At 64.8% G+C, this 18374-nt stretch carries 15 protein-coding genes, 1 tRNA gene and 2 pseudogenes; 10 read left to right on the top strand and 8 right to left on the bottom strand.

Going from position 1 to position 18374, the window contains the following annotated elements:
- Window positions 1-77: 77 nt before the first annotated feature.
- The 3 genes and pseudogenes from ACVIIV_RS36445 to ACVIIV_RS36435 form a co-directional block, all read right to left on the bottom strand.
- Complete coding sequence (locus tag ACVIIV_RS36445) at window positions 78-986, bottom strand: TauD/TfdA dioxygenase family protein (RefSeq protein WP_456748510.1); 909 nt, start codon at window positions 984-986, stop codon at window positions 78-80.
- 387 nt (window positions 987-1373) lie between these two features.
- Window positions 1374-2002, bottom strand: a pseudogene (locus ACVIIV_RS36440) (FMN-binding negative transcriptional regulator).
- 188 nt (window positions 2003-2190) lie between these two features.
- Window positions 2191-2421, bottom strand: a complete 231-nt coding sequence (locus ACVIIV_RS36435) for a hypothetical protein (RefSeq protein ID WP_456748509.1) — start codon at window positions 2419-2421, stop codon at window positions 2191-2193.
- Window positions 2422-2746: 325 nt separating this feature from the next.
- Between ACVIIV_RS36435 and ACVIIV_RS36430 the strand changes: the two genes are divergently transcribed.
- From ACVIIV_RS36430 to ACVIIV_RS36395, 8 genes and pseudogenes are all read left to right on the top strand, one after another.
- Window positions 2747-3949 carry a cytochrome P450 gene (locus ACVIIV_RS36430; protein ID WP_456748508.1) on the top strand — a complete coding sequence of 401 codons (1203 nt, stop codon included), beginning with the start codon at window positions 2747-2749 and terminating at the stop codon, window positions 3947-3949.
- A 94-nt stretch (window positions 3950-4043) separates the two neighbouring features.
- Window positions 4044-5327: pseudogene (locus ACVIIV_RS36425) on the top strand (cytochrome P450); the annotation flags it as partial.
- A 6-nt stretch (window positions 5328-5333) separates the two neighbouring features.
- Entirely contained in the window at window positions 5334-5642 is a 309-nt protein-coding gene (locus tag ACVIIV_RS36420; protein WP_235885947.1) for a ferredoxin, read from the top strand.
- Window positions 5629-6474 (top strand): SDR family oxidoreductase, encoded by an 846-nt coding sequence (locus ACVIIV_RS36415; RefSeq protein ID WP_456748507.1) that lies wholly within the window; start codon window positions 5629-5631, stop codon window positions 6472-6474. Before ACVIIV_RS36420 ends, ACVIIV_RS36415 begins: the two co-directional genes overlap by 14 nt.
- Window positions 6474-7817 (top strand): cytochrome P450, encoded by a 1344-nt coding sequence (locus ACVIIV_RS36410; protein WP_456748506.1) that lies wholly within the window; start codon window positions 6474-6476, stop codon window positions 7815-7817. The genes ACVIIV_RS36415 and ACVIIV_RS36410 overlap by 1 nt, the downstream gene beginning before the upstream one ends.
- Before the next feature lie 134 nt (window positions 7818-7951).
- Window positions 7952-8950, top strand: a complete 999-nt coding sequence (locus ACVIIV_RS36405; protein ID WP_456748916.1) for a polyprenyl synthetase family protein — start codon at window positions 7952-7954, stop codon at window positions 8948-8950.
- Window positions 8951-9239: 289 nt separating this feature from the next.
- Complete coding sequence (locus ACVIIV_RS36400; RefSeq protein WP_456748505.1) at window positions 9240-10790, top strand: hypothetical protein; 1551 nt, start codon at window positions 9240-9242, stop codon at window positions 10788-10790.
- The gene (locus tag ACVIIV_RS36395) at window positions 10787-11689 is read left to right on the top strand and encodes a terpene synthase family protein (RefSeq protein WP_456748504.1); all 903 of its coding nucleotides are present in this window, start codon (window positions 10787-10789) and stop codon (window positions 11687-11689) included. Before ACVIIV_RS36400 ends, ACVIIV_RS36395 begins: the two co-directional genes overlap by 4 nt.
- A gap of 273 nt (window positions 11690-11962) precedes the next feature.
- On the opposite strand, the gene ACVIIV_RS36390 is transcribed toward ACVIIV_RS36395, so the two are convergent.
- The 4 genes from ACVIIV_RS36390 to ACVIIV_RS36375 form a co-directional block, all read right to left on the bottom strand.
- Window positions 11963-12442 (bottom strand): helix-turn-helix domain-containing protein, encoded by a 480-nt coding sequence (locus ACVIIV_RS36390; protein ID WP_456748503.1) that lies wholly within the window; start codon window positions 12440-12442, stop codon window positions 11963-11965.
- Window positions 12443-13724: 1282 nt separating this feature from the next.
- Window positions 13725-13799: transfer RNA gene (locus ACVIIV_RS36385), tRNA-Val, on the bottom strand.
- A gap of 158 nt (window positions 13800-13957) precedes the next feature.
- On the bottom strand, window positions 13958-15256 hold the full coding sequence (locus ACVIIV_RS36380; RefSeq protein ID WP_456748502.1) for a hypothetical protein: 1299 nt from the start codon (window positions 15254-15256) through the stop codon (window positions 13958-13960).
- A 119-nt stretch (window positions 15257-15375) separates the two neighbouring features.
- Window positions 15376-15981, bottom strand: coding sequence for a DUF1134 domain-containing protein (locus ACVIIV_RS36375; RefSeq protein ID WP_456748501.1), 606 nt, complete (start codon window positions 15979-15981; stop codon window positions 15376-15378).
- A 139-nt stretch (window positions 15982-16120) separates the two neighbouring features.
- Here ACVIIV_RS36375 and ACVIIV_RS36370 point away from each other — a divergent pair, with 139 nt between their 5' ends.
- On the top strand, window positions 16121-16606 hold the full coding sequence (locus ACVIIV_RS36370) for a YHS domain-containing (seleno)protein (protein WP_456748500.1): 486 nt from the start codon (window positions 16121-16123) through the stop codon (window positions 16604-16606).
- Here ACVIIV_RS36370 and ACVIIV_RS36365 read toward each other — a convergent pair.
- Entirely contained in the window at window positions 16600-17427 is an 828-nt protein-coding gene (locus ACVIIV_RS36365) for a 3'(2'),5'-bisphosphate nucleotidase CysQ family protein (protein WP_456748499.1), read from the bottom strand. The two genes, ACVIIV_RS36370 and ACVIIV_RS36365, sit on opposite strands and share 7 nt — an antisense overlap.
- Window positions 17428-17613: 186 nt before the next feature.
- Here ACVIIV_RS36365 and chpT point away from each other — a divergent pair, with 186 nt between their 5' ends.
- Window positions 17614-18267 (top strand): histidine phosphotransferase ChpT, encoded by a 654-nt coding sequence (chpT, locus tag ACVIIV_RS36360; RefSeq protein WP_162500141.1) that lies wholly within the window; start codon window positions 17614-17616, stop codon window positions 18265-18267.
- The last annotated feature ends 107 nt before the right edge of the window (window positions 18268-18374 follow it).

Genomic DNA, 18374 nt, shown 5'->3' with positions numbered 1-18374 from the left:
TCCCGCGTCTACACGAAACAACTCTTACCAGGTTTTCTCGATTTTCAAACGCGAGAGCGCTGGGCGTCGACGTGCGGTTATTTGGTCACCTTCAGGCGCGTTACACTGCTTCGGCCATCGACGCTGACAGGCACGTCACCCTCGATCGTGGCCCGACGTACGACGCGATGCTGGTCTCCGTAATCGTTGACCGCGTAATGCTGTGTTGCGCGGTTATCCCATATCGCAATATCGCCCTCTAACCAGTTCCAGCGCACAGTGTTTTCGGGCGCTGTGATGTGAGACTGGAGCAGGTCGAACAGCTTTTGTCCGTCGTATTTGGGGACCCCAACAAAGTGCTTCACCAAGGCGCCGAGCACTAGCGACCGCTCGCCTGTTTCGGGATGGACTCGTACGACGGGATGCTCGGTCTCAAAAACCGTTCTGGTGAACACCTCGTCAAAGTGTTTCTTGTCGACCTCGCGGACACGCGCGATCCCGGCGTAATCGAAGACGTTGCTGTGAACGGCCCATAGGGCCTCGGCAAGCCGTTGTAGCGGCGGCGGCAAACCAAGATAAGCGGCAGCTGTGTTCGACCACACAGTGTCGCCTCCGAACGTTGGCATTACAACGGCCCGCAGGACCAAAATCTTAGGATATGCGTCGGCGAAGGTTCCATCCGCATGCCAAACGTCGGCCCGACCACCGCCGCGAGTGGAGTCGAGTTCGAGAAGCGACGCCGTCCCCTTAGTAGCACCGAGCATCGGATGTGGCACTAGCTTTCCGAGACGAGCGGCAAAGCGCTCCTGCTCGGCGTCATCGAGATGTCCTTGATTGCGGAAGAAGATCACCTTGTGCTCGAGCAATAAGCTGTTGATCGCGGCGATCGCGTGATCCGGTAGATCGCCTGATAGCTTGATATTTTTGAGTTCGGCACCAATGCGCGCTGCACGTTTCACGACATCGGTGCTCGGAATCACGCCACCGATCAAAGCGTTTGCACTCATCTTGCTTCTCCAAGCCCTTGCAGTTCTTCCTCGCCCCTTGGAGCGAATGATCTTCAGCAAGCATCGTGCCAAGCGAAAGACAAACATGTACTCGACAATGGGCAGCGAACGCCTGGACCGATTTGTTTTAAGCAATGGCCATCCCAGGCGGCGCCGGGAAAGCCACAAAAGTCTCAACGCTTACTATGCGCGTTGTACTGGACCCGACACGAGATTGTGCCTCTGTCAGAAGACGGACAAGTGTCTACACAGTGCGGCAAGCCCGAGCTGACTGTTCCGTTCGTGAATTTCGCGAGGTAGATGATAGCCCGGCCGCTTGAGTCTGTGAGAGCTTTAAGATCGCTCTATGTCGAGCGGCGCTGTTGGCGGGTCATGCACATTGTCGTCTCAGTCCTGAACCAAGATAAGAGCTGCAACTTCCTGGTCCCGTGCCAGTTTGCTCGCCGCTGGGCCGGTGGCGATACCAATGCGATCAGGCGCGGGGCGGTTTTGGCTCATCTTGCGTTTGCCTTCGACCATGGTGATCGGGATGCGCACGCCGACGATTTCACGCAACTGGGCGGCGATGAAATCCGCGGGAGCATCGCTGACGGCCCAGGGCGTCGCACGTGACGTCTCATGGATATTCGTCAGACGCGTCACAATCTCAAGCAGGCGAGTGGGTTCCTCAAAGAACTCAATCGGCCCATGGGCGTGGACCGCGATGTAATTCCATGTCGGCACCACATGTTCAGCTTGTCGCTTGCTGGGAAACCAGGATGGCGTCACATAAGCCTCTGCGCCAGTAAAGATCGCCAGAGCTTCTCCGATCGGGGCCGTGCGCCATTGCGCATTGCCCTTCGCCAGGTGCCCGTACAGCGCACCGTGTTCACCTTCGCTCTCATCGAGGAAGAGCGGAAGAGGCGTCGCAAGTGGCCCATCTGATGTCGCTGTGACCAGGTTGGCCATCGGGCGCAGCGGATTGTTGCTCGAATGTTCTCGATGTCGTCGTCTCGAAAGTGGAGTGGTATGTACATGAAGGCTCTCCGCTGGTGGTCATCGAGATAAACCCAAGTCAATAGCTAGAAAACTACCAGTTTCAGTCGTTCGCGCGGATTCTGTCACCGCGTATTTGATCAACGAGAACGTGCTTCGCGAGTTTGACGCACGTGGCAACGCGAACGTGCGCAAGTGGCTTGCAACACGCTCCTGGATCAAAGCGCGCTCATACTGCGCGAGCGCGCCGCAGCTGGAACATGAATTTGCCCGAGCGCGCTGTGGTGTCCAGGTTCTCGGTCACGAAGCGGAACGCCACCCGATGTCCTTGAGCGAGGTCACGATCGCGAGCAGGTGCGGCAGCGAGCGAACGCGCCAAGCCGGTGCGGTGATCCTTCGCACCCGAGGCGTGATCCTCGAACAGGTGACGCGGATCAACGCCGTCGTACTTGTAGTGCATCGCGCGGCAAGTCCGTGTTCTGTCGGTCGGGGTCCGGCGACACGCGCATGTAGCCAACCAACATAGGCGGATACCCATCGGAAATAGGTTTCCGTATGGTAGCCCGTGGCGACAGAGTTTTCCGCATATCACCAGGCATTTAGCTTAGGGCGCTACTACAAGATTCGGTAGATGGCTAAAGCCAACTTGAGGCCCTAGGATTCGGGCGCCTTCCCCGCCGATCATCATCGACGAACAGAAGTGAACGCAAGCGCACGTGGAGCCGGTGACCGCAGCGCCTGCGGCACCTTCCGCCCTTCCATCGCTTAGAGAGTGAAGTGCCACCGTGTCCGAACAACCCCTGCCGATGCTGCCGATGTGGCGCGTCGATCACATTGAGCCCTCGCCCGAGATGTTGGCGCTACGCGCCAACGGTCCGATCCACCGCGTGCGTTTCCCGTCCGGCCACGAAGGCTGGTGGGTGACAGGCTACGACGAGGCCAAGGCGGCGCTGTCCGACGCGGCGTTCCGGCCGGCGGGAATGCCGCCGGCGGCGTTCACCCCGGATTCGGTGATTCTCGGTTCGCCGGGGTGGCTGGTCTCGCACGAGGGGGGTGAGCATGTCCGGTTACGCACGCTCGTGGCGCCGGCCTTCAGCAGGAGCAGGGTGAAGCTGCTGGCGCCGCATGTCGAGGCGATCGCTGCGCAGTTGTTCGAGAACCTGGCGGCCCAGCGCCAGCCCGCCGACTTGCGGCGCCACCTCTCGTTTCCGCTTCCGGCTATGGTCATCAGCGCCCTGATGGGCGTGCTCTACGAGGATCACGCCTTTTTCGCTCGGCTGTCCGACGAGGTGATGACGCACCAGCATGAAAGCGGCCCGCGCAGCGCGTCGCGCTTGGCCTGGGAAGAACTGCGCGCCTACATTCGCGATAAGATGCGGGACAAGCGCCGGGATCCGGGCGACAACCTGCTGACGGATCTGCTCGCGGCGGTCGACCAGGGCAAGGCGACCGAGGAAGAAGCGATCGGCCTGGCGGCGGGGATGCTGGTGGCGGGGCACGAGAGCACCGTCGCGCAGATCGAATGCGGCCTGCTGGCCATGTTCCGCCATCCGCAACAGCGCGAACGCCTGGTCGGCGATCCATCCCTGGTGGACAAGGCGGTGGAGGAAATCCTCCGCATGTACCCGCCGGGCGCGGGCTGGGACGGCATCATGCGCTATCCGAGGACCGACGTGACCATCGCGGGCGTGCATATTCCCGCGGAGAGCAAGGTGCTGGTCGGCCTGCCGGCAACGTCGTTCGATCCGCGCCATTTCGACGAGCCGGAAATCTTCGACATCGGACGCCAGGAAAAGCCGCACCTCGCGTTCTCCTACGGGCCGCACTCCTGCATCGGCGGGGAGCTGGCCAGGCTGGAACTCAAGGCGGTGTTCGGTTCGATCTTCCAGCGCTTTCCCGCGCTGCGCCTGGCCGTCGCGCCCGAACAATTGAAGTTGCGCAAGGAGATCATCACTGGCGGGTTCGAGGAGTTCCCGGTTTTCTGGTGATGTGCGGACGCCGCTGGGGGACGCGATCGTGTCCGCGGTTTGCCGGCGCACCTGCCGTGCACCGGTCAGATCAGCCAGCCAACAGGTAACGAGGATGGACGTGCAAGAAACCACGGCAGCATGCCGGGACGCCTTCGCCGAACTGGCGTCGCCGGCGTGGATCCACGACCCGTATCCGTTCATGCGGTGGTTGCGCGAGCACGACCCGGTGCATCGCGCGGCGTCGGGCCTCTTTCTGTTGAGCCGCCACGCCGACATCTACTGGGCTCTCAAGGCCACGGGCGATGCGTTTCGGGGACCGGCGCCGGGCGAACTGGCGCGCTATTTTCCGCATGCGGCGACCAGCGTGTCGCTCAATCTGCTGGCCTCCACGCTAGCGATGAAGGACCCACCGACGCATACGCGTCTGCGCCGGTTGATCTCGCGCGATTTCACCATACGCCAGATCGACAACCTGCGGCCGAGCATCGCGCGCATCGTCGAAGCGCGGCTGGACGGCATGGCGCCCGCGCTGGAGCGCGGGGAGGCCGTGGACCTGCATCGGGAATTCGCTCTGGCCTTGCCCATACTGGTCTTCGCCGAACTGTTTGGCATGCCCCAGGACGATATGTTCGGGCTCGCCGCCGGCATCGGCGCCATTCTGGAAGGCCTGAGCCCGCACGCCAGCGATCCCCGGCTGGCCGCGGCGGACGCGGCCAGTGCCGGAGTGAAGGCCTACTTCGGCCGTCTCATACAGCGCAAGCGCACGGATCCCTGCCACGACATCGTGTCGATGCTGGTCGGCGCACACGACGATGATGCCGACACGCTGTCAGATGCGGAGTTGATCAGCATGTTGTGGGGCATGCTGCTGGGTGGATTCGCCACCACTGCTGCGGCCATCGACCATGCGGTCCTGGCGATGCTGGCCTATCCCGAACAGCGGCACTGGCTGCAGGGAGACGCCATGGGGGTGAAGGCATTCGTCGAAGAAGTCCTGCGCTGCGACGCGCCTGCCCTGTTCAGCTCCATTCCGCGTATCGCCCAGCGCGACATCGAATTAGGCGGCGTGGTGATCCCGAAGAACGCGGACGTGCGCGTGCTGATCGCGTCCGGCAATCGCGACCCTGACGCCTTCGCCGATCCCGACCGCTTTGATCCCGAGCGGTTCTACGGCACCAGTCCCGGCATGTCGACCGACGGGAAGATCATGCTGAGCTTCGGCCACGGCATCCACTTCTGCCTCGGTGCGCAACTGGCCCGGGTGCAGTTGGCCGAAAGTTTGCCGCGGATTCATGCGCGCTTCCCCACGCTGGCATTGGCCGAGCTGCCGACCCGGGAGCCCTCCGCGTTCCTTAGGACGTTCCGCGCGGTGCCGGTGCGGCTGCGTGCGCAGGGGGCTGAGATGCGCGTCGTGGTCGACCAGGATCTGTGCGGAACCAGCGGACAGTGCGTGCTGACGCTACCGGGTACTTTTCGCCAGCGCGAACCGGACGGCGTGGCCGAAGTGTGCGGGGCGACAGTCCCGCAGGCGCTGCACGCCGCCGTGCGGCTCGCAGCCAGCCAGTGCCCGGTCGCCGCCATTCGGGTCATCAGAAGCGAAGCTGGCGGTGACGAGCGCGCCAGCGCCGACAGTGCGCCTTCTCCGGCGGAGGCGGAGCGGCATGCCGCGAGAGACCAACGCAATCCAGGAGGACACCATGGGACGGTTTGAAGGCAAGGTGGCCGTGGTGACCGGCGCCGGCGCCGGGATCGGCAAGGCATGCGCCCTCGCCATCGCGCGCGAGGGCGGCAGAGTGGTGGTCGCCGACATCGATGGCTCGGCGGCCATGGCCTGCACCGCGCAAATCGCGGCCGAGGCGGGCCGCGCGCTGGCCCTGGCCATCGACATCGCCGAGGCGCAGGCGGTGGCAGCGCTGTTCGAGACGGCGGAGCGGCACTTCAATGCGGTCGACCTCCTGGTGAACAACGCGGGCGCCATGCATCTGACTCCGCGCGACCGCGCGATCCTCGACCTGGACCTGGCGGTCTGGGATCAGACCATGGCAACCAATCTGCGCGGCACGTTGCTCTGCTGCCGGCAGGCCATCCCACGGATGATCGCCCGCGGCGGTGGCGCGATCGTCAACATGTCGTCGTGCCAGGGGCTCAGCGGTGATACCGCACTGACGTCATACGCCACGTCGAAGGCGGCGATGAACATGCTATCGGCCTCGCTCGCCACCCAGTACGGTCATGCGCAGATCCGCTGCAACGCGGTTGCGCCGGGTCTCATCATGACCGAGCGTCTCCTCGCCAAGCTGGACGAGTGCATGCAACGGCATCTGCGCCGGCACCAGCTCCTGCCGCGCGTCGGCCGCCCGGAGGACGTGGCCGCGCTGGTGGCGTTCCTGCTCTCCGACGATGCTGCGTTCATCACCGGCCAGGTCGTGTGCATCGACGGCGGCATGCTGGCGCATGTGCCGACGTACGCCGACGGTGGCAACAGCCGCGCCGCCCGGCCTTCCGGCGAGTCCGCCGAAGCTGCCGCGTCCCCGCGCTGCTGATGGACATGCTGCTCAACCCGCTGAACCGTCGGAATCGGCTGCGGCACGACATCCCGATCGTGCCCGGCGCTTTCCCCTTGGTCGGGCATCTTCCCGCCATCGTCTGCGACCTGCCGCGCCTGCTGCGGCACGCGGAACGGAGGCTGGGCAGCCACTTCTGGCTGGACTTCGGCCCTGCCGGACACATGATGACCTGTCTGGATCCGGATGCGATCGCACTGCTCCGGCACAAGGACGTGTCCTCGGCGCTGATCGAAGATATCGCGCCCGAATTGTTTGGCGGAACGTTGGTCGCCCAGGACGGCGGCGCGCACCGGCAGGCGCGCGGTGCGATCCAGGCGGCGTTCCTGCCCACGGGGCTGACCCAGGCCGGCATCGGCGAGCTGTTCGCGCCCGTCATCCGGGCGCGGGTGCAGAGGTGGCGCGACCGGGGCGACGTAACCATCCTGCGCGAAACCGGCGATCTGATGCTCAAGCTCATCTTCAGCCTCATGGGAATCCCCGCGCAGGACCTGCCGGAATGGCGTCGCAGGTACCGGCAACTGCTGCAGTTGATCGTCGCGCCCCCGGTCGACCTGCCCGGACTGCCCTTGCGGCGCGGTCGCGCCGCCCGCGACTGGATCGATGCGCGGTTGCGCGAGTTCGTTCGCGACGCGCGCGAACATGCCGCGCGCACCGGGTTGATCAACGACATGGTGAGCGCCTTCGATCGCAGCGACGATGCGCTCTCCGATGAGGTCCTGGTCGCCAATATCCGCTTGCTGCTGCTTGGTGGTCACGACACCACCGCCTCAACGATGGCCTGGATGGTGATCGAGCTGGCGCAGCAGCCTGGGCTGTGGGACGCTCTGGTCGAGGAGGCGCAACGCGTGGGCGCGGTGCCGACCCGGCACGCGGACTTGGCGCAGTGTCCGGTCGCCGAGGCGCTGTTCCGCGAGACGCTGCGCATGCATCCGCCGACGCCGCTCCTGGTGCGTCGCGCAGTGCGTGAATTGCGACTCGCCCAACGGCGCATTCCCGCGGGCACCGATCTGTGCATCCCGCTGCTGCATTTCTCGACCTCGGCGCTGCTGCACGAGGCGCCTCATCAGTTTCGCCCGGCGCGGTGGCTGGAACGCACCGAGCCGATCCGGCCGGTGGACATTCTGCAGTTCGGTACCGGCCCACACGTCTGCATCGGCTACCACCTGGCATGGCTGGAACTGGTGCAGTTCTGCATCGCCTTGGCGCTGACCATGCACGAGGGCGGGGCGCGGCCGCGGTTGCTGAGCGGTGTCGAAAAAGGCCGGCGCTATTACCCGACCGCACATCCGTCCATGACTATCCGCATCGGATTCTCATGAGCTGGCATCGCATTCCCGTGTGGCGAGGCAGCGGCGCCGGCGACGCGCGGCATTGCTGCACTCGGCGCGCGCGCACGGTGCGACGCAGACAACACCGCGGCGGCTCGCCTGTCAGGGACAAGGACATGAACAACATGCAGACCGGTTCTACGCCACAGGATGACAGAACTGGTGATTCCGCGCTCGGCGGATTGGGCGCGCAGGCGCGCGGGGCATCCGGCGCGCCCCTGCCCGAGATCTGGATGCAGGAGGGCGCAAAGCGGGTCGAACAGGTGCTGGCGCGTCTTCTCTGCGCCGAACATGACGGTGAGACCGAGCTGATGGCGGCGATGCGCTACGCCACCTTGCACGGCGGGAAGCGCACCCGCGCCTTGCTCTGTTTGGCTGCCGGCGCACTGGCCGACACGCCGGCGCACATGCTCGACGACGTCGGCGCCGCCATCGAGATGATGCACGCCTGTACGCTGGTTCACGACGATCTGCCCGCGATGGACGACGACGTGCTTCGCCGCGGCCTTCCAACCGTGCACGTCAAGTTCGGCGAAGCTACTGCGATCCTGGTCGGCGATGCGCTGCAGGCGCACGCCTTCCTGACCCTGGCGAGCCTGGATCCGCCGGGCGACAACCGTATCGCGCTCGTGCGCGAACTGGCGCAGGCGGTGTCCGCCAAGGGTGCTGCAGGCGGGCAGGCCATGGATCTGTCGCTGGTTGGAAAGCACGTCGAGCTGGACAGGGTCGTGGCGATGCACCGGATGAAGAGCGGAGCGCTAGTGCGCGCGTCCGTTCGCATGGGCGCGCTATGCGCTGTCGCGGAGAATGCCGCGCACGCTGCGCTGTACTGTGCGCTCGATCACTACAGCGCCTGTTTCGGCCTGGCGTTGCAGGTGATCGACGACATTCTCGACGTGACAGCGGATACCGCGACGCTGGGCAAGACCCCCGGCAAGGACGCGGCGGCGCAGAAGCCGACCTGCGCGTCGATCATGGGACTGCAGGCAGCACGCCAGTTCGCGCTGGATCTGTTGCGCGATGCCGGGGAGGCCATCGCGCCGCTGGGGCCACGTGCTGAACGGTTGGCGCAACTCCTACAGCGGGCCAACGCGTATCTGTTCAAGCACGCGCCATGCGCATGAGCGCGCCCGTCCGCATGGAGACGCCCCCGTGCCGCAGCGATCGACCGGCGACAGAGGTACATACTGCACTTTGTCCGAGTCGCGGTGCCGATCGCAGCGGTTGCCCGCCGCGGCGCACGCGGCGCCCTGCGCGCAAGCCTACGCGGCGGACCGGCGCCAGCATCGGGGACCTCGCCGCGCCGGAGCAGTGCGGCCGTCCGGCGCTGCCTATGCGACGAGCTTGCGGCGGCATGCGCGGTGTCTGCCCGATCCCGGTTCTCGTCAACGGTCTGCAAAAGGAACATCCCGCGTGAACGCGCTGTCCGAACAGATCCTTTCCGAATTGCGCCGCCTGCTAGGCGAAATGACCGATGGCGGCAGCGTCGGTCCGTCCGTCTACGACACGGCGCGAGCGCTGCGCTTCCACGGCAACGTCACCGGTCGGCAGGACACATACGCGTGGCTCATCGCGCAGCAACAGGCCGACGGCGGATGGGGAAGCGCGGACTTCCCGCTGTTCCGCCACGCGCCCACGTGGGCAGCGTTACTGGCATTGCAGCGTGCCGATCCTCTTCCCGGTGCTGCCGACGCAGTCCAAGCGGCAACCCGGTTCCTCCAGCGCCAGCCCGATCCCTACGCGCATGCGGTGCCGGAAGACGCGCCGATCGGCGCGGAGCTGATCCTGCCGCAGCTTTGCGGTGAGGCCGCATCCTTGCTAGGTGGCGTAGCGTTTCCGCGCCATCCAGCGCTGTTGCCGTTGCGGCAAGCGTGCCTGGACAAGCTGGCGGCGGTGGCGATGTTGCCGAGCGGCCATCCGTTGCTGCACTCCTGGGAAGCCTGGGGGACGTCGCCGGCGACCGCATGCCCGGATGACGAGGGCAGCATCGGCATCAGTCCGGCGGCCACCGCCGCCTGGCGTGCGCACGCCGTGACGCGGGGAAGCACGCCGCAGGCCGGGCGCGCCGAAACGTATCTCCGGATGGCATCGCGGGCGACGCGCAGCGGCATCGAAGGCGTCATTCCCAACGTCTGGCCAATCAATGTGTTCGAGCCATGCTGGTCGCTGTACACCCTGCATCTGGCAGGGCTGTTCGCGCATCCCGCGTTCGCCGAGCCGGTCCGCGTGATTGTCGCGCAGCTCGACGCCCGCCTGGGCGTGCGCGGTCTGGGCCCGGCCTTGCATTTTGCGGCTGATGCGGACGACACCGCCGTTGCGTTGTGCGTCCTGCACCTTGCAGGCCGCGACCCGTCGGTCGATGCGTTGCGCCATTTTGAAATCGGCGAGCTGTTCGTCACCTTCCCCGGCGAGCGCAATGCCTCGGTGTCGACCAACATCCACGCCCTGCATGCGTTGCGACTGTTGGGAAAGCCCGCCGCCGGCACCAGCGCCTACGTCGAGGCCAATCGCAACCCGCACGGTCTATGGGACAACGAAAAATGGCACGTTTCGTGGCTGTATCCCACCGCGCATGCGGTCGCTGCGCTGGCGCAAGGCAAGCCCCAGTGGCGGGACGAGCGCGCGCTGGCGGCGCTGCTGCAGGCGCAGCACGGCGACGGCGGCTGGGGCGCCGGTCGCGCGTCCACATTCGAGGAAACCGCCTATGCGTTGTTCGCGTTACGCGTGATGGACGAGAGCGAAGAGACCACAGGGCGCCGGCGCATCGCGCAGGTGGTGGCGCGTGCGCTGGAGTGGATGCTCGCCCGCCATGCGGCGCATGCATTGCCGAAAGCGCCGTTGTGGATCGGCAAGGAACTGTATTGCCCCACTCGGGTCGTGCGCGTGGCCGAACTCGCCGGGTTGTGGCTGGCGCTTCGTTGGGGGCGGCGCGTCCTGGCCGAGGGAGCAGGAGCGGCGCCATGATCCAGCCAGAACGCGCGCTGCATCAGGTGCTGGAGTGGGGGCGTTCCCTGACCGGGTTCGCTGACGAGCATGCCGTGGAAGCGGTCAGCGGCGGCCAGTACATTCTGCAGCGTATCCGCCCGAGCCTGCGTGACATCAGCGCCCGCACCGGTCGCGATCCGCAGGACGAAACACTGATCTTGGCGTTCTATCGCGAACTGGCGCTGCTGTTCTGGCTCGACGATTGCAACGACCATGGCCTGATCGTGCCGGAGCAGCTCGCCGCGGTGGAGCAGGCGCTGGGGCAGGGCGAGCCGTGCGCGCTCCCCGGATTCGAGGGCTGCTCTGTGCTGCGCGCTTCGCTGGCCGCGCTCGCCTACGATCGTCGCGACTATGCTCAGCTTCTCGACGATACCCGGCGCTACTGCGCGGCGCTGCGCGCCGGACACGCGCAGGCGGCAGGGCGGGAACGCTGGTCCTACGCCGAGTACCTGCACAACGGCATCGATTCGATAGCCTACGCGAACGTGTTCTGTTGCCTGTCGTTGCTGTGGGGGCTGGACATGGCGACCTTGCGCGCGCGTCCGGCGTTTCGCCACGTCCTGCGGCTCATCTCCGCGATAGGGCGCCTGCAGAACGATCTGCACGGACGCGACAAGGACACGTCGGCCGGCGAGGCCGACAACGCGGCGATCCTGCTGCTGCAGCGCTATCCAGCTATGCCTGTGGTGGAGTTCCTCAACGACGAGCTGGCCGGCTATACGCGCATGCTGCACCGGGTGATGGCGGAAGAGCGCTTTCCGGCGCCGTGGGGATCGTTGATCGAGGCCATGGCGGCCATCTGCGCGCGGTACTACCGGACCTCGGCCATCCGGTACCGCAGCGACTCTGCGGGGAGAGGCCAGCGTTCGCCGGCCTGAACGCGCGGGAGGCGGCGGCCTGCGCGCTGCCGCGGTCCGGTCCGACGCAACGCCCTCGCCCGATGCGACGGACGGAGCGAGCATCCAAGGACGACCATCTGGACATCGTGCTGGATCGGCGACGCGATTCGAAACGTTTGACCTTTGCCTTCGGAGGGCAACGCTCTATCCAGCAACACAAAAAACCGCTGCAAAATCAATAGTACAGCTTTGATCGCGCTTCTGCAACCGGCTGCAAGGGCAGCTAGGGTGTGACAGGAGAGTGACAGGACTTCATCGCTTTTGACGAAGAGTCACCCAAGGTTGGGAGTTGCCAGCTTCAAGGTGATTGAAGTGTTCAATCCAACGCTTGATAAAGCTCTCGCGTCTTGCGGCATCGGGAATTTTCGCTTCCGCCATTTTTCTGAATGCCGCGATATCAGCCTGCGTGGGGGGAGGCAATCGGAAGCGCAACGGTGCGATGTGGTCTTCGTACGTCTTGCGTTCGAAAATCACGTAGGGCGCCTGCGTCACGTATGATGGCCCAAGCACGAAGTATTCAAGAGGAACACCCAAAGCGCGGCTGGCAAGAACTAGCCGATTGAAAGGGACGCGGTTCGTTCCTTTGAAATAATTGTAAACATGTGTCTCCCTCACACCCATGCTTTCCGCTAGTTCCGCTACCGTAATGCCGGCCTGACGTTGGGCTTCCTGAAGGTATCGGCCTGTCACTTTTGCTTCGCGTCCCACGGGAGGAGGGCCATGCCTTGCCATTTTGTTCTCCCACATTTCGCGCGGCTTGTAAGCACGATCAAATGCGGATCATCGGCATTCGATCCGCACGACTCTATCGGGACGAAAGTTCTTGTCACTCAAGTCTGACTTTATTGAACACGCGGGCTTTAGAGGAATGCGCCGAGCAGTGTGCCGTAGTTCCGTTTGAAATCTCCGTTGAGCTTCGCAATCTTGGCCAGTTCCGAGAGTTCAGGGTCGTTCTGCATAAACTGGCTCCATTCACCAGCACCCTATGAACCACTGTATTGCCCGACGGAGCAACTAAAATTCGGCTTATCAAAAGTTTAACAGAATGGCCCGCGCGACGTACAACGTTGTCCCGGAACGGTAGAGGGCATGGGGGTCGGCAAACCAGAGGACTGCACAACTACGTTTGTTTGAGCTGGGGCCGCGTTGTCGATGGCAGTCGCCGTCGTGCGCGCACTGTCCAATTGAGCGCGACAATTTACGTAAGCGTCGCTCCCAGGCCGCGCGCCATAGCTCTGGCATTTCTGATCGTCTCTGGCATTGCGTTCCGCAATTAAGTCATCGGTAACCTTGCCATCGCGCATGATGACGACGTCGTCGACGTGTTCCACTGCGACGGCAACGTCGCTGCTCGCCGCAGCGCCAAGTTATGCAAATCCAAGACCTTCCGGCCGTTGCAAATCTGTCAGAAAAACATACAAAACATACAGTTGTGGAAGCGATTTGCCTATCGTCTGAGTAAGCCAATCCCCAAGGTGGGATCTGGACGGCAGCCGCCGCCCACATCAAAGTGCGTGAACGCGGTATTTTGGCGCGCAAAGCGCCCCGAGGCATCAAGCTGTTCAGCTGTTGGGTATGCAGCAGGACATCTTCACCGCCGAAATGCGCGGCCTTCATCGCGCGCCATGGCTCGGCGATGACAGCAGCCGCCGATGAGCTGTTAATCGCGCACCCACCCAACCGGGTAGTTTTTGTCGGCAAACGTCTCGTGGCCAGTCTCGTCGATAAAGAACAGCAGACAGTTTGGTCCAACCTGCAATCGCGCAGCGACTTTCTGACTTACCATGAACCACCTTAACCCGCCGATCTCAGGCGCGGGACCCGAGCGAGCGATTCCGAGTCGACTGGGCTCAATAGCAACTGCACTGGTGGCATTCGTTCGCGCGGAGCGATGGCAGACAGCCTGCGATCAAATCACATATCAGCTGGCGTCTGTGCCCCAGCTGTACCCCGAGATTTCCAGGGCACATGCGGCGGGAGATGGTCAAATAAGTTATTGATTCTATTGCGTTAATGGTGGGCGCACAAGGGATCGAACCTTGGACCTCTCCCGTGTGAAGGGAACGCTCTCCCGCTGAGCTATGCGCCCGGGACCATCATGCAGGCGGCCGGACTTTCGGCCGGCCGGCACACTCGGAGCCCGCGATTTAGAAGTGCCGGCCGAAGGTGTCAAGTTTTCAGGCGGCACGGGGGCGGAAAACCTTGCCTTGGCCACGCAATCGGTCGGGAAGCCGGGTTTCGGACCTCTCACGCGCCCTGCTGGCGGGCGCGGGAGGCGTGGGCCTGGAGCGCGCGGATGCGTTCGGCGAGCGTTCCGCCGCCTTCGGGCAGGGGGCTTGCTGCCGCGCCCTTGCTCGCGGCGTCGTTGGCCGGGCGCGGTGCCGGCTTCGGCGGCTGGCCGGCCTCGGCCGCGAGCAGCGCCTCGATCGGCGAGTTCGGACCTTCGAGCTGCATTGCAAGCTTCGCCACCTCTGCGGCGATGTCGTTGATGCGCTCGCGCAGAAGCGCGTTCTCCATGCGCTCGGTCGCCCAGGAGCTCTCCGCCTGCTGCTGGATCGTGTTGATGTCGCGCTGGAGCTTGGCGCGCTCGTCGCGGGCGGTGCGGAGCTGCTCCTCCAGCGTGGCCTTTTCCGCGCGCAGCTGCTCCATGGCAGCCGACGACTTGCCGCCGCTCAAGGCGGCGATTTCGACGCGCAGCTCCTTGATGGTGCGCTCATTGCTCTCGTTGGCCTGGCGCAGCTGGTTGTTCTCATAGTCGCGCTCGGCGAGCAGCTTGCCCTGCGTGGCAAGGCGCCCTTCGAGGTCGGCAACGCGGCCCGACAGCATCTCGGCCTCCTTGACCTGCACGAGCAGCTGGCGATCGAGCTCGGTGACGCGCTGGCTCAGATTCTCGACCCGGCCGCGAGCCTCGCTGAGCTGGCGCGAGGCGGTCTCGGATTCGGTCCGCTCCTGTGCGAGGCGCGCCTGCGTCGCGGCAAATTCCTTCTCGGCATCGCCGACGCGGTTCTTCAATTCCTCGATCTGCGCGCGCACCGCGACCAGCTCGACCTGGCGGCTCTCCGCCATCATCGAGCGGTCGGAGAGTTCAGAGTTGATCTTGGCGAGCTCGGCCTGCTTGTCGGCCAGCGCGATCTCTGCGGCGCGCAAGGCTTCGGTCTTGGCGTTGAACTCCTCTTCGGTGGCGCGGAGCTGCTCCTTCACCGCCTTCTCGCGCGCCTCCAGCGCGAAGATCGTGGCGTTCTTTTCGCCCAGCTCGATCTTCATGCGATTGATGGCGTCGCTCTTCTTGCCGAGCTCGGCAAGCTGGCTCGTGGTCTTGTTCTTGAGCTGCTCGACGCTCATCTCGAGCCGCCGCGCCGACATGGCGAATTCGGCGCGGAGCTGGTCCTTGTCGGCCTGGATCTCGGCCATCGACAGCGGGGTGGCGGCCTCTAACCGGCGCGTGGTCAGGCGCACCGCGCGGTTATGCACCAGCGGCACGATCGCGAGCCCGCACAGCATCGAGAGCAGGAAACCGATCGCCAGGTACATGATCGGTTCGACCATGGGCCAGAACTCCCAAGCTTAAGGAAAAATTCACCACGACAATGCCATGGCGGGCCGGCGAAAAGCCAGCCCCGCTCTGTCGTTAACCTTGATCGGTGGGCAGTGGGGAGGGCGACGGCCTAGAACGGGTTCCAGGTCGCCCGCGGGGTGTATTTGAGATAGCCGATATTGGCGCCCAGGCGCAGGCCGAGCCCGGAGCGGATCGGCACCAGCACGATGTTGTTGGCGGTGAGCGCCGTCATGCCGAAGCCGCCGATGATGTAGGCCGAGCCGTCGATGCCGCCGAAGCGCTGGTAGATCGCATTGGTGGCGGGCAGGTTGTAGACCAGCGTCATGGTGCGGGCGCCGTCGCCGCCCCAGTCGAAGCCGAGCGAGGGGCCCTGCCAGTAGACGCGCAAGTCGCCGGCGTTCTTGGTGTAGAGCGTGCCTTCGCCGTAGCGGAGGCCCGCGACGAAGGCGCCGGAGCCTTCCTCACCCAGGATGTAGCCGTTGGGCAGGCCCCATTGGCTGACCGCCTTCTCGATGATCGAGGCAAGCCCGCGCGAGACATTGCCGAAGAAGCGGTGGCCGGCCGTGACGAGCTCGTCCGGCCCATAGGTATTGGGCGTCGGGGTCCGCTGCGGCGGCGGCAGGTTAGGCGGCGGCGCCTGCTGGGCGGAGGCCGGCACGATCCAGCCGATCATCGCGGCAAGCGCGAGCGCAGCAAGGCGTGATGCGAAAGTCATAAAAGAACCCCTGGTACCGAATCCGATCGCTTCCTTAACCTGACGCCAACAGGCGCGGCTCTAGGTTGCGCCGGATGTCCCCTCGACTCCGATGTTATCCGCAGCAACTATGACGGCACAACGGCAGGAAGATAGCCCTTTGCGCCCCGGAATTGCCTTGATCGCCCGCCTCGTCTACCTGCTGGCGGGCATTTGGTTCGCCTGCCCAGAGTTGCCGGTCGAGGCCGCCACCACCGAGCGGATCGTCGTCAACCGCTTCACCGGCGTCGCCATTGAGGGCTTCGACCCCGTCGCTTATTTCGTCGCTGGCACGGCGGTGCAGGGGACGGCGGAGTTCGAGGCGAATCTCTGGGGTGTTGTCTGGCGCTTCCGGAACGAGGGCAACCGCGCCTCCTTCCTGGCCCATCCCGAGATCTACGGACCGCAATTCGGCGGCTATGATCCGGCCGATATCGCCCGCGGCGTCACCATCGCCGGCAATCCCCATTTCTTCGCGATCGTGGCGCAGCGGCTCTATCTGTTCAGCCGGGAAGCCAATCGCGACGCCTTCGTCGCCGATCCCGGGCGCTTCCTCTATGAGGTCGGCAAGCGCTGGCCGGCCTTGCAGGACAAGCTCGGTCAGTAGCAACCTACCGCCTGCGGGTCGCCCCAGGCGATGAATTCCGGGATGATGAAGCCGCTGTCGCGCCGCTGGCCGAAGCTGAGCTCGCCGCCCTTGCCGTCGGTCACCTTGCCGCCAGCCGCGGTCACGACCGCGCAGCCGGCTCCGACGTCCCATTCCGAAGTCGGCCCGAAGCGGGGATAGATGTCGGCGCTGCCTTCCGCGATCCGGCCGAATTTCACCGCCGAGCCACAGGTCTTTCTCACCGCGCCGGGCCTGGTGTCGATGAACGCCTCGCTTTTGGGATCGCCATGCGAGCGGCTCACCGCCGCGATCCAGGGCTCCCCCCGCGTCGGCAGCTTGCGGGTGTGGATCGGCTCGGCGGTAACGAGGGTTGCCCCGTTGAATTTGAGCCTCTCGGCGCCACGGCCGACGATGCCGCGCCACAGCAGTCCGAGCGCGGGCGCGCTGACGATGCCGAGCAAGGGAACGCCCCGGGTCACGAGCGCGAGATTGACGGTGAACTCGTCACGGCCGGCGACGAACTCCTTGGTGCCGTCGAGCGGATCGATCAGGAAGAAGCTGCCCCGAAACGGCGGGGAGGCGAGCTGGGTCCGCTCTTCCGACAGCGTCGGAACGTCGCCCGCCAGCTGCGCGAGGCCGTCGGCGATGATGCGGTCGGCGGCAAGGTCGGCCTCGGTGACCGGCGAGCCGTCCTGCTTGCCGTCGATCCGCATGGCGGCGCGGTTGACGGCGAGGATCGCTTCGCCCGCCTTCACCACCAGCGCGGTGACGGGCTCCATCAATCCGGATGCGGCGTCGGCGTCGATGATCCTCACCTGCATGCCTCATTCATCGGCAAGTCTCGCCCTCTCGGTTGATTCGTCCGCAGCTCTTATGGCCGCTTCGAACCTATCGCAAGCTAGCTGCCGCGGGCTTGCGAATGTTAGAACCCGCAGCATCCGTCAAGCATGCGTGATTCGCGGCGTCCAGCGCCGTGCAATTCCAGGAACCCTCCAGGACCCCATTATATGTCTGACGCCTCGTCGCCCGCGACCGCTACTGCTCCCGATATGCTCGAACTCGCAGCGCTCCTGTGCTCGCGGGTCTGCCACGATCTCATCAGCCCCGTCGGCGCCATCGTCAACGGGCTCGAAGTGCTCGACGACGATCCCAAGCCGGAGGATCGCGAGTTCGCGCTCGACCTGATTCGCAAGAGCGCCAAGACCGCCTCCGCCCGGCTTCAGTTCTGCCGTCTCGCCTTCGGCGCGGCCGGTTCCTCCGGCGCCCAGATCGATCTCGGCGATGCCCAGACCATGGCGCGCGGCCATATCGAGGACGGCAAGTGCTCGATCACCTGGAATCTTCCGCGGCTCCTGCTGCCCAAGAATCGCGTCAAGCTGCTGCTCAACATGCTGGTCGTCGCCCAGCATACGATCCCGCGCGGCGGCATGCTGACGGTCGATCCGATCGGCGAGGGCGAGACGATGAGCTTTCGCATCACCGCGACCGGGCACAATGCGCGCCTGCCGCAGAACATCTCCGAGCTCCTGAGCGGCGAGCGCGGGCCTGCCGCGGATGCGCATGCAATCCAGCCTTACTACACGCGGCTGCTCGCGCAGTCCTGCGGACTCACGGTGACGCTCGCGCCCGAAGGCGAAGCCATCATCGTTAGCGCTTCGTAAACATACGCGTCGCGCTCGGCTTCTTAATCGAATCTTTACGAGGCGCTTCGGTTTGTCCGGAGCGCCTTATCTCTTTGTTGGTTCCGTTCTTTTGCACATACTCAACC

The organism is Bradyrhizobium sp. USDA 4354 (assembly GCF_054060315.1).
The sequence above is the reverse complement of the archived record's forward strand: the minus strand, read 5'-3'. Positions and strand labels throughout refer to the sequence as shown.

Coding starts and splice junctions, on each gene's coding strand:
- ACVIIV_RS36395 (WP_456748504.1), top strand. CDS start 10,787: ATGATCCAGCCAGAACGCGCGCTGCATCAGGTGCTGGAGTGGGGGCGT.
- ACVIIV_RS36435 (WP_456748509.1), bottom strand. CDS start 2,421: ATGCACTACAAGTACGACGGCGTTGATCCGCGTCACCTGTTCGAGGAT.
- ACVIIV_RS36375 (WP_456748501.1), bottom strand. CDS start 15,981: ATGACTTTCGCATCACGCCTTGCTGCGCTCGCGCTTGCCGCGATGATC.
- ACVIIV_RS36410 (WP_456748506.1), top strand. CDS start 6,474: ATGGACATGCTGCTCAACCCGCTGAACCGTCGGAATCGGCTGCGGCAC.
- ACVIIV_RS36380 (WP_456748502.1), bottom strand. CDS start 15,256: ATGGTCGAACCGATCATGTACCTGGCGATCGGTTTCCTGCTCTCGATG.
- ACVIIV_RS36390 (WP_456748503.1), bottom strand. CDS start 12,442: ATGGCAAGGCATGGCCCTCCTCCCGTGGGACGCGAAGCAAAAGTGACA.
- ACVIIV_RS36445 (WP_456748510.1), bottom strand. CDS start 986: ATGAGTGCAAACGCTTTGATCGGTGGCGTGATTCCGAGCACCGATGTC.
- ACVIIV_RS36365 (WP_456748499.1), bottom strand. CDS start 17,427: ATGCAGGTGAGGATCATCGACGCCGACGCCGCATCCGGATTGATGGAG.
- ACVIIV_RS36405 (WP_456748916.1), top strand. CDS start 7,952: ATGCAGACCGGTTCTACGCCACAGGATGACAGAACTGGTGATTCCGCG.
- ACVIIV_RS36415 (WP_456748507.1), top strand. CDS start 5,629: ATGGGACGGTTTGAAGGCAAGGTGGCCGTGGTGACCGGCGCCGGCGCC.
- chpT (WP_162500141.1), top strand. CDS start 17,614: ATGTCTGACGCCTCGTCGCCCGCGACCGCTACTGCTCCCGATATGCTC.
- ACVIIV_RS36420 (WP_235885947.1), top strand. CDS start 5,334: ATGCGCGTCGTGGTCGACCAGGATCTGTGCGGAACCAGCGGACAGTGC.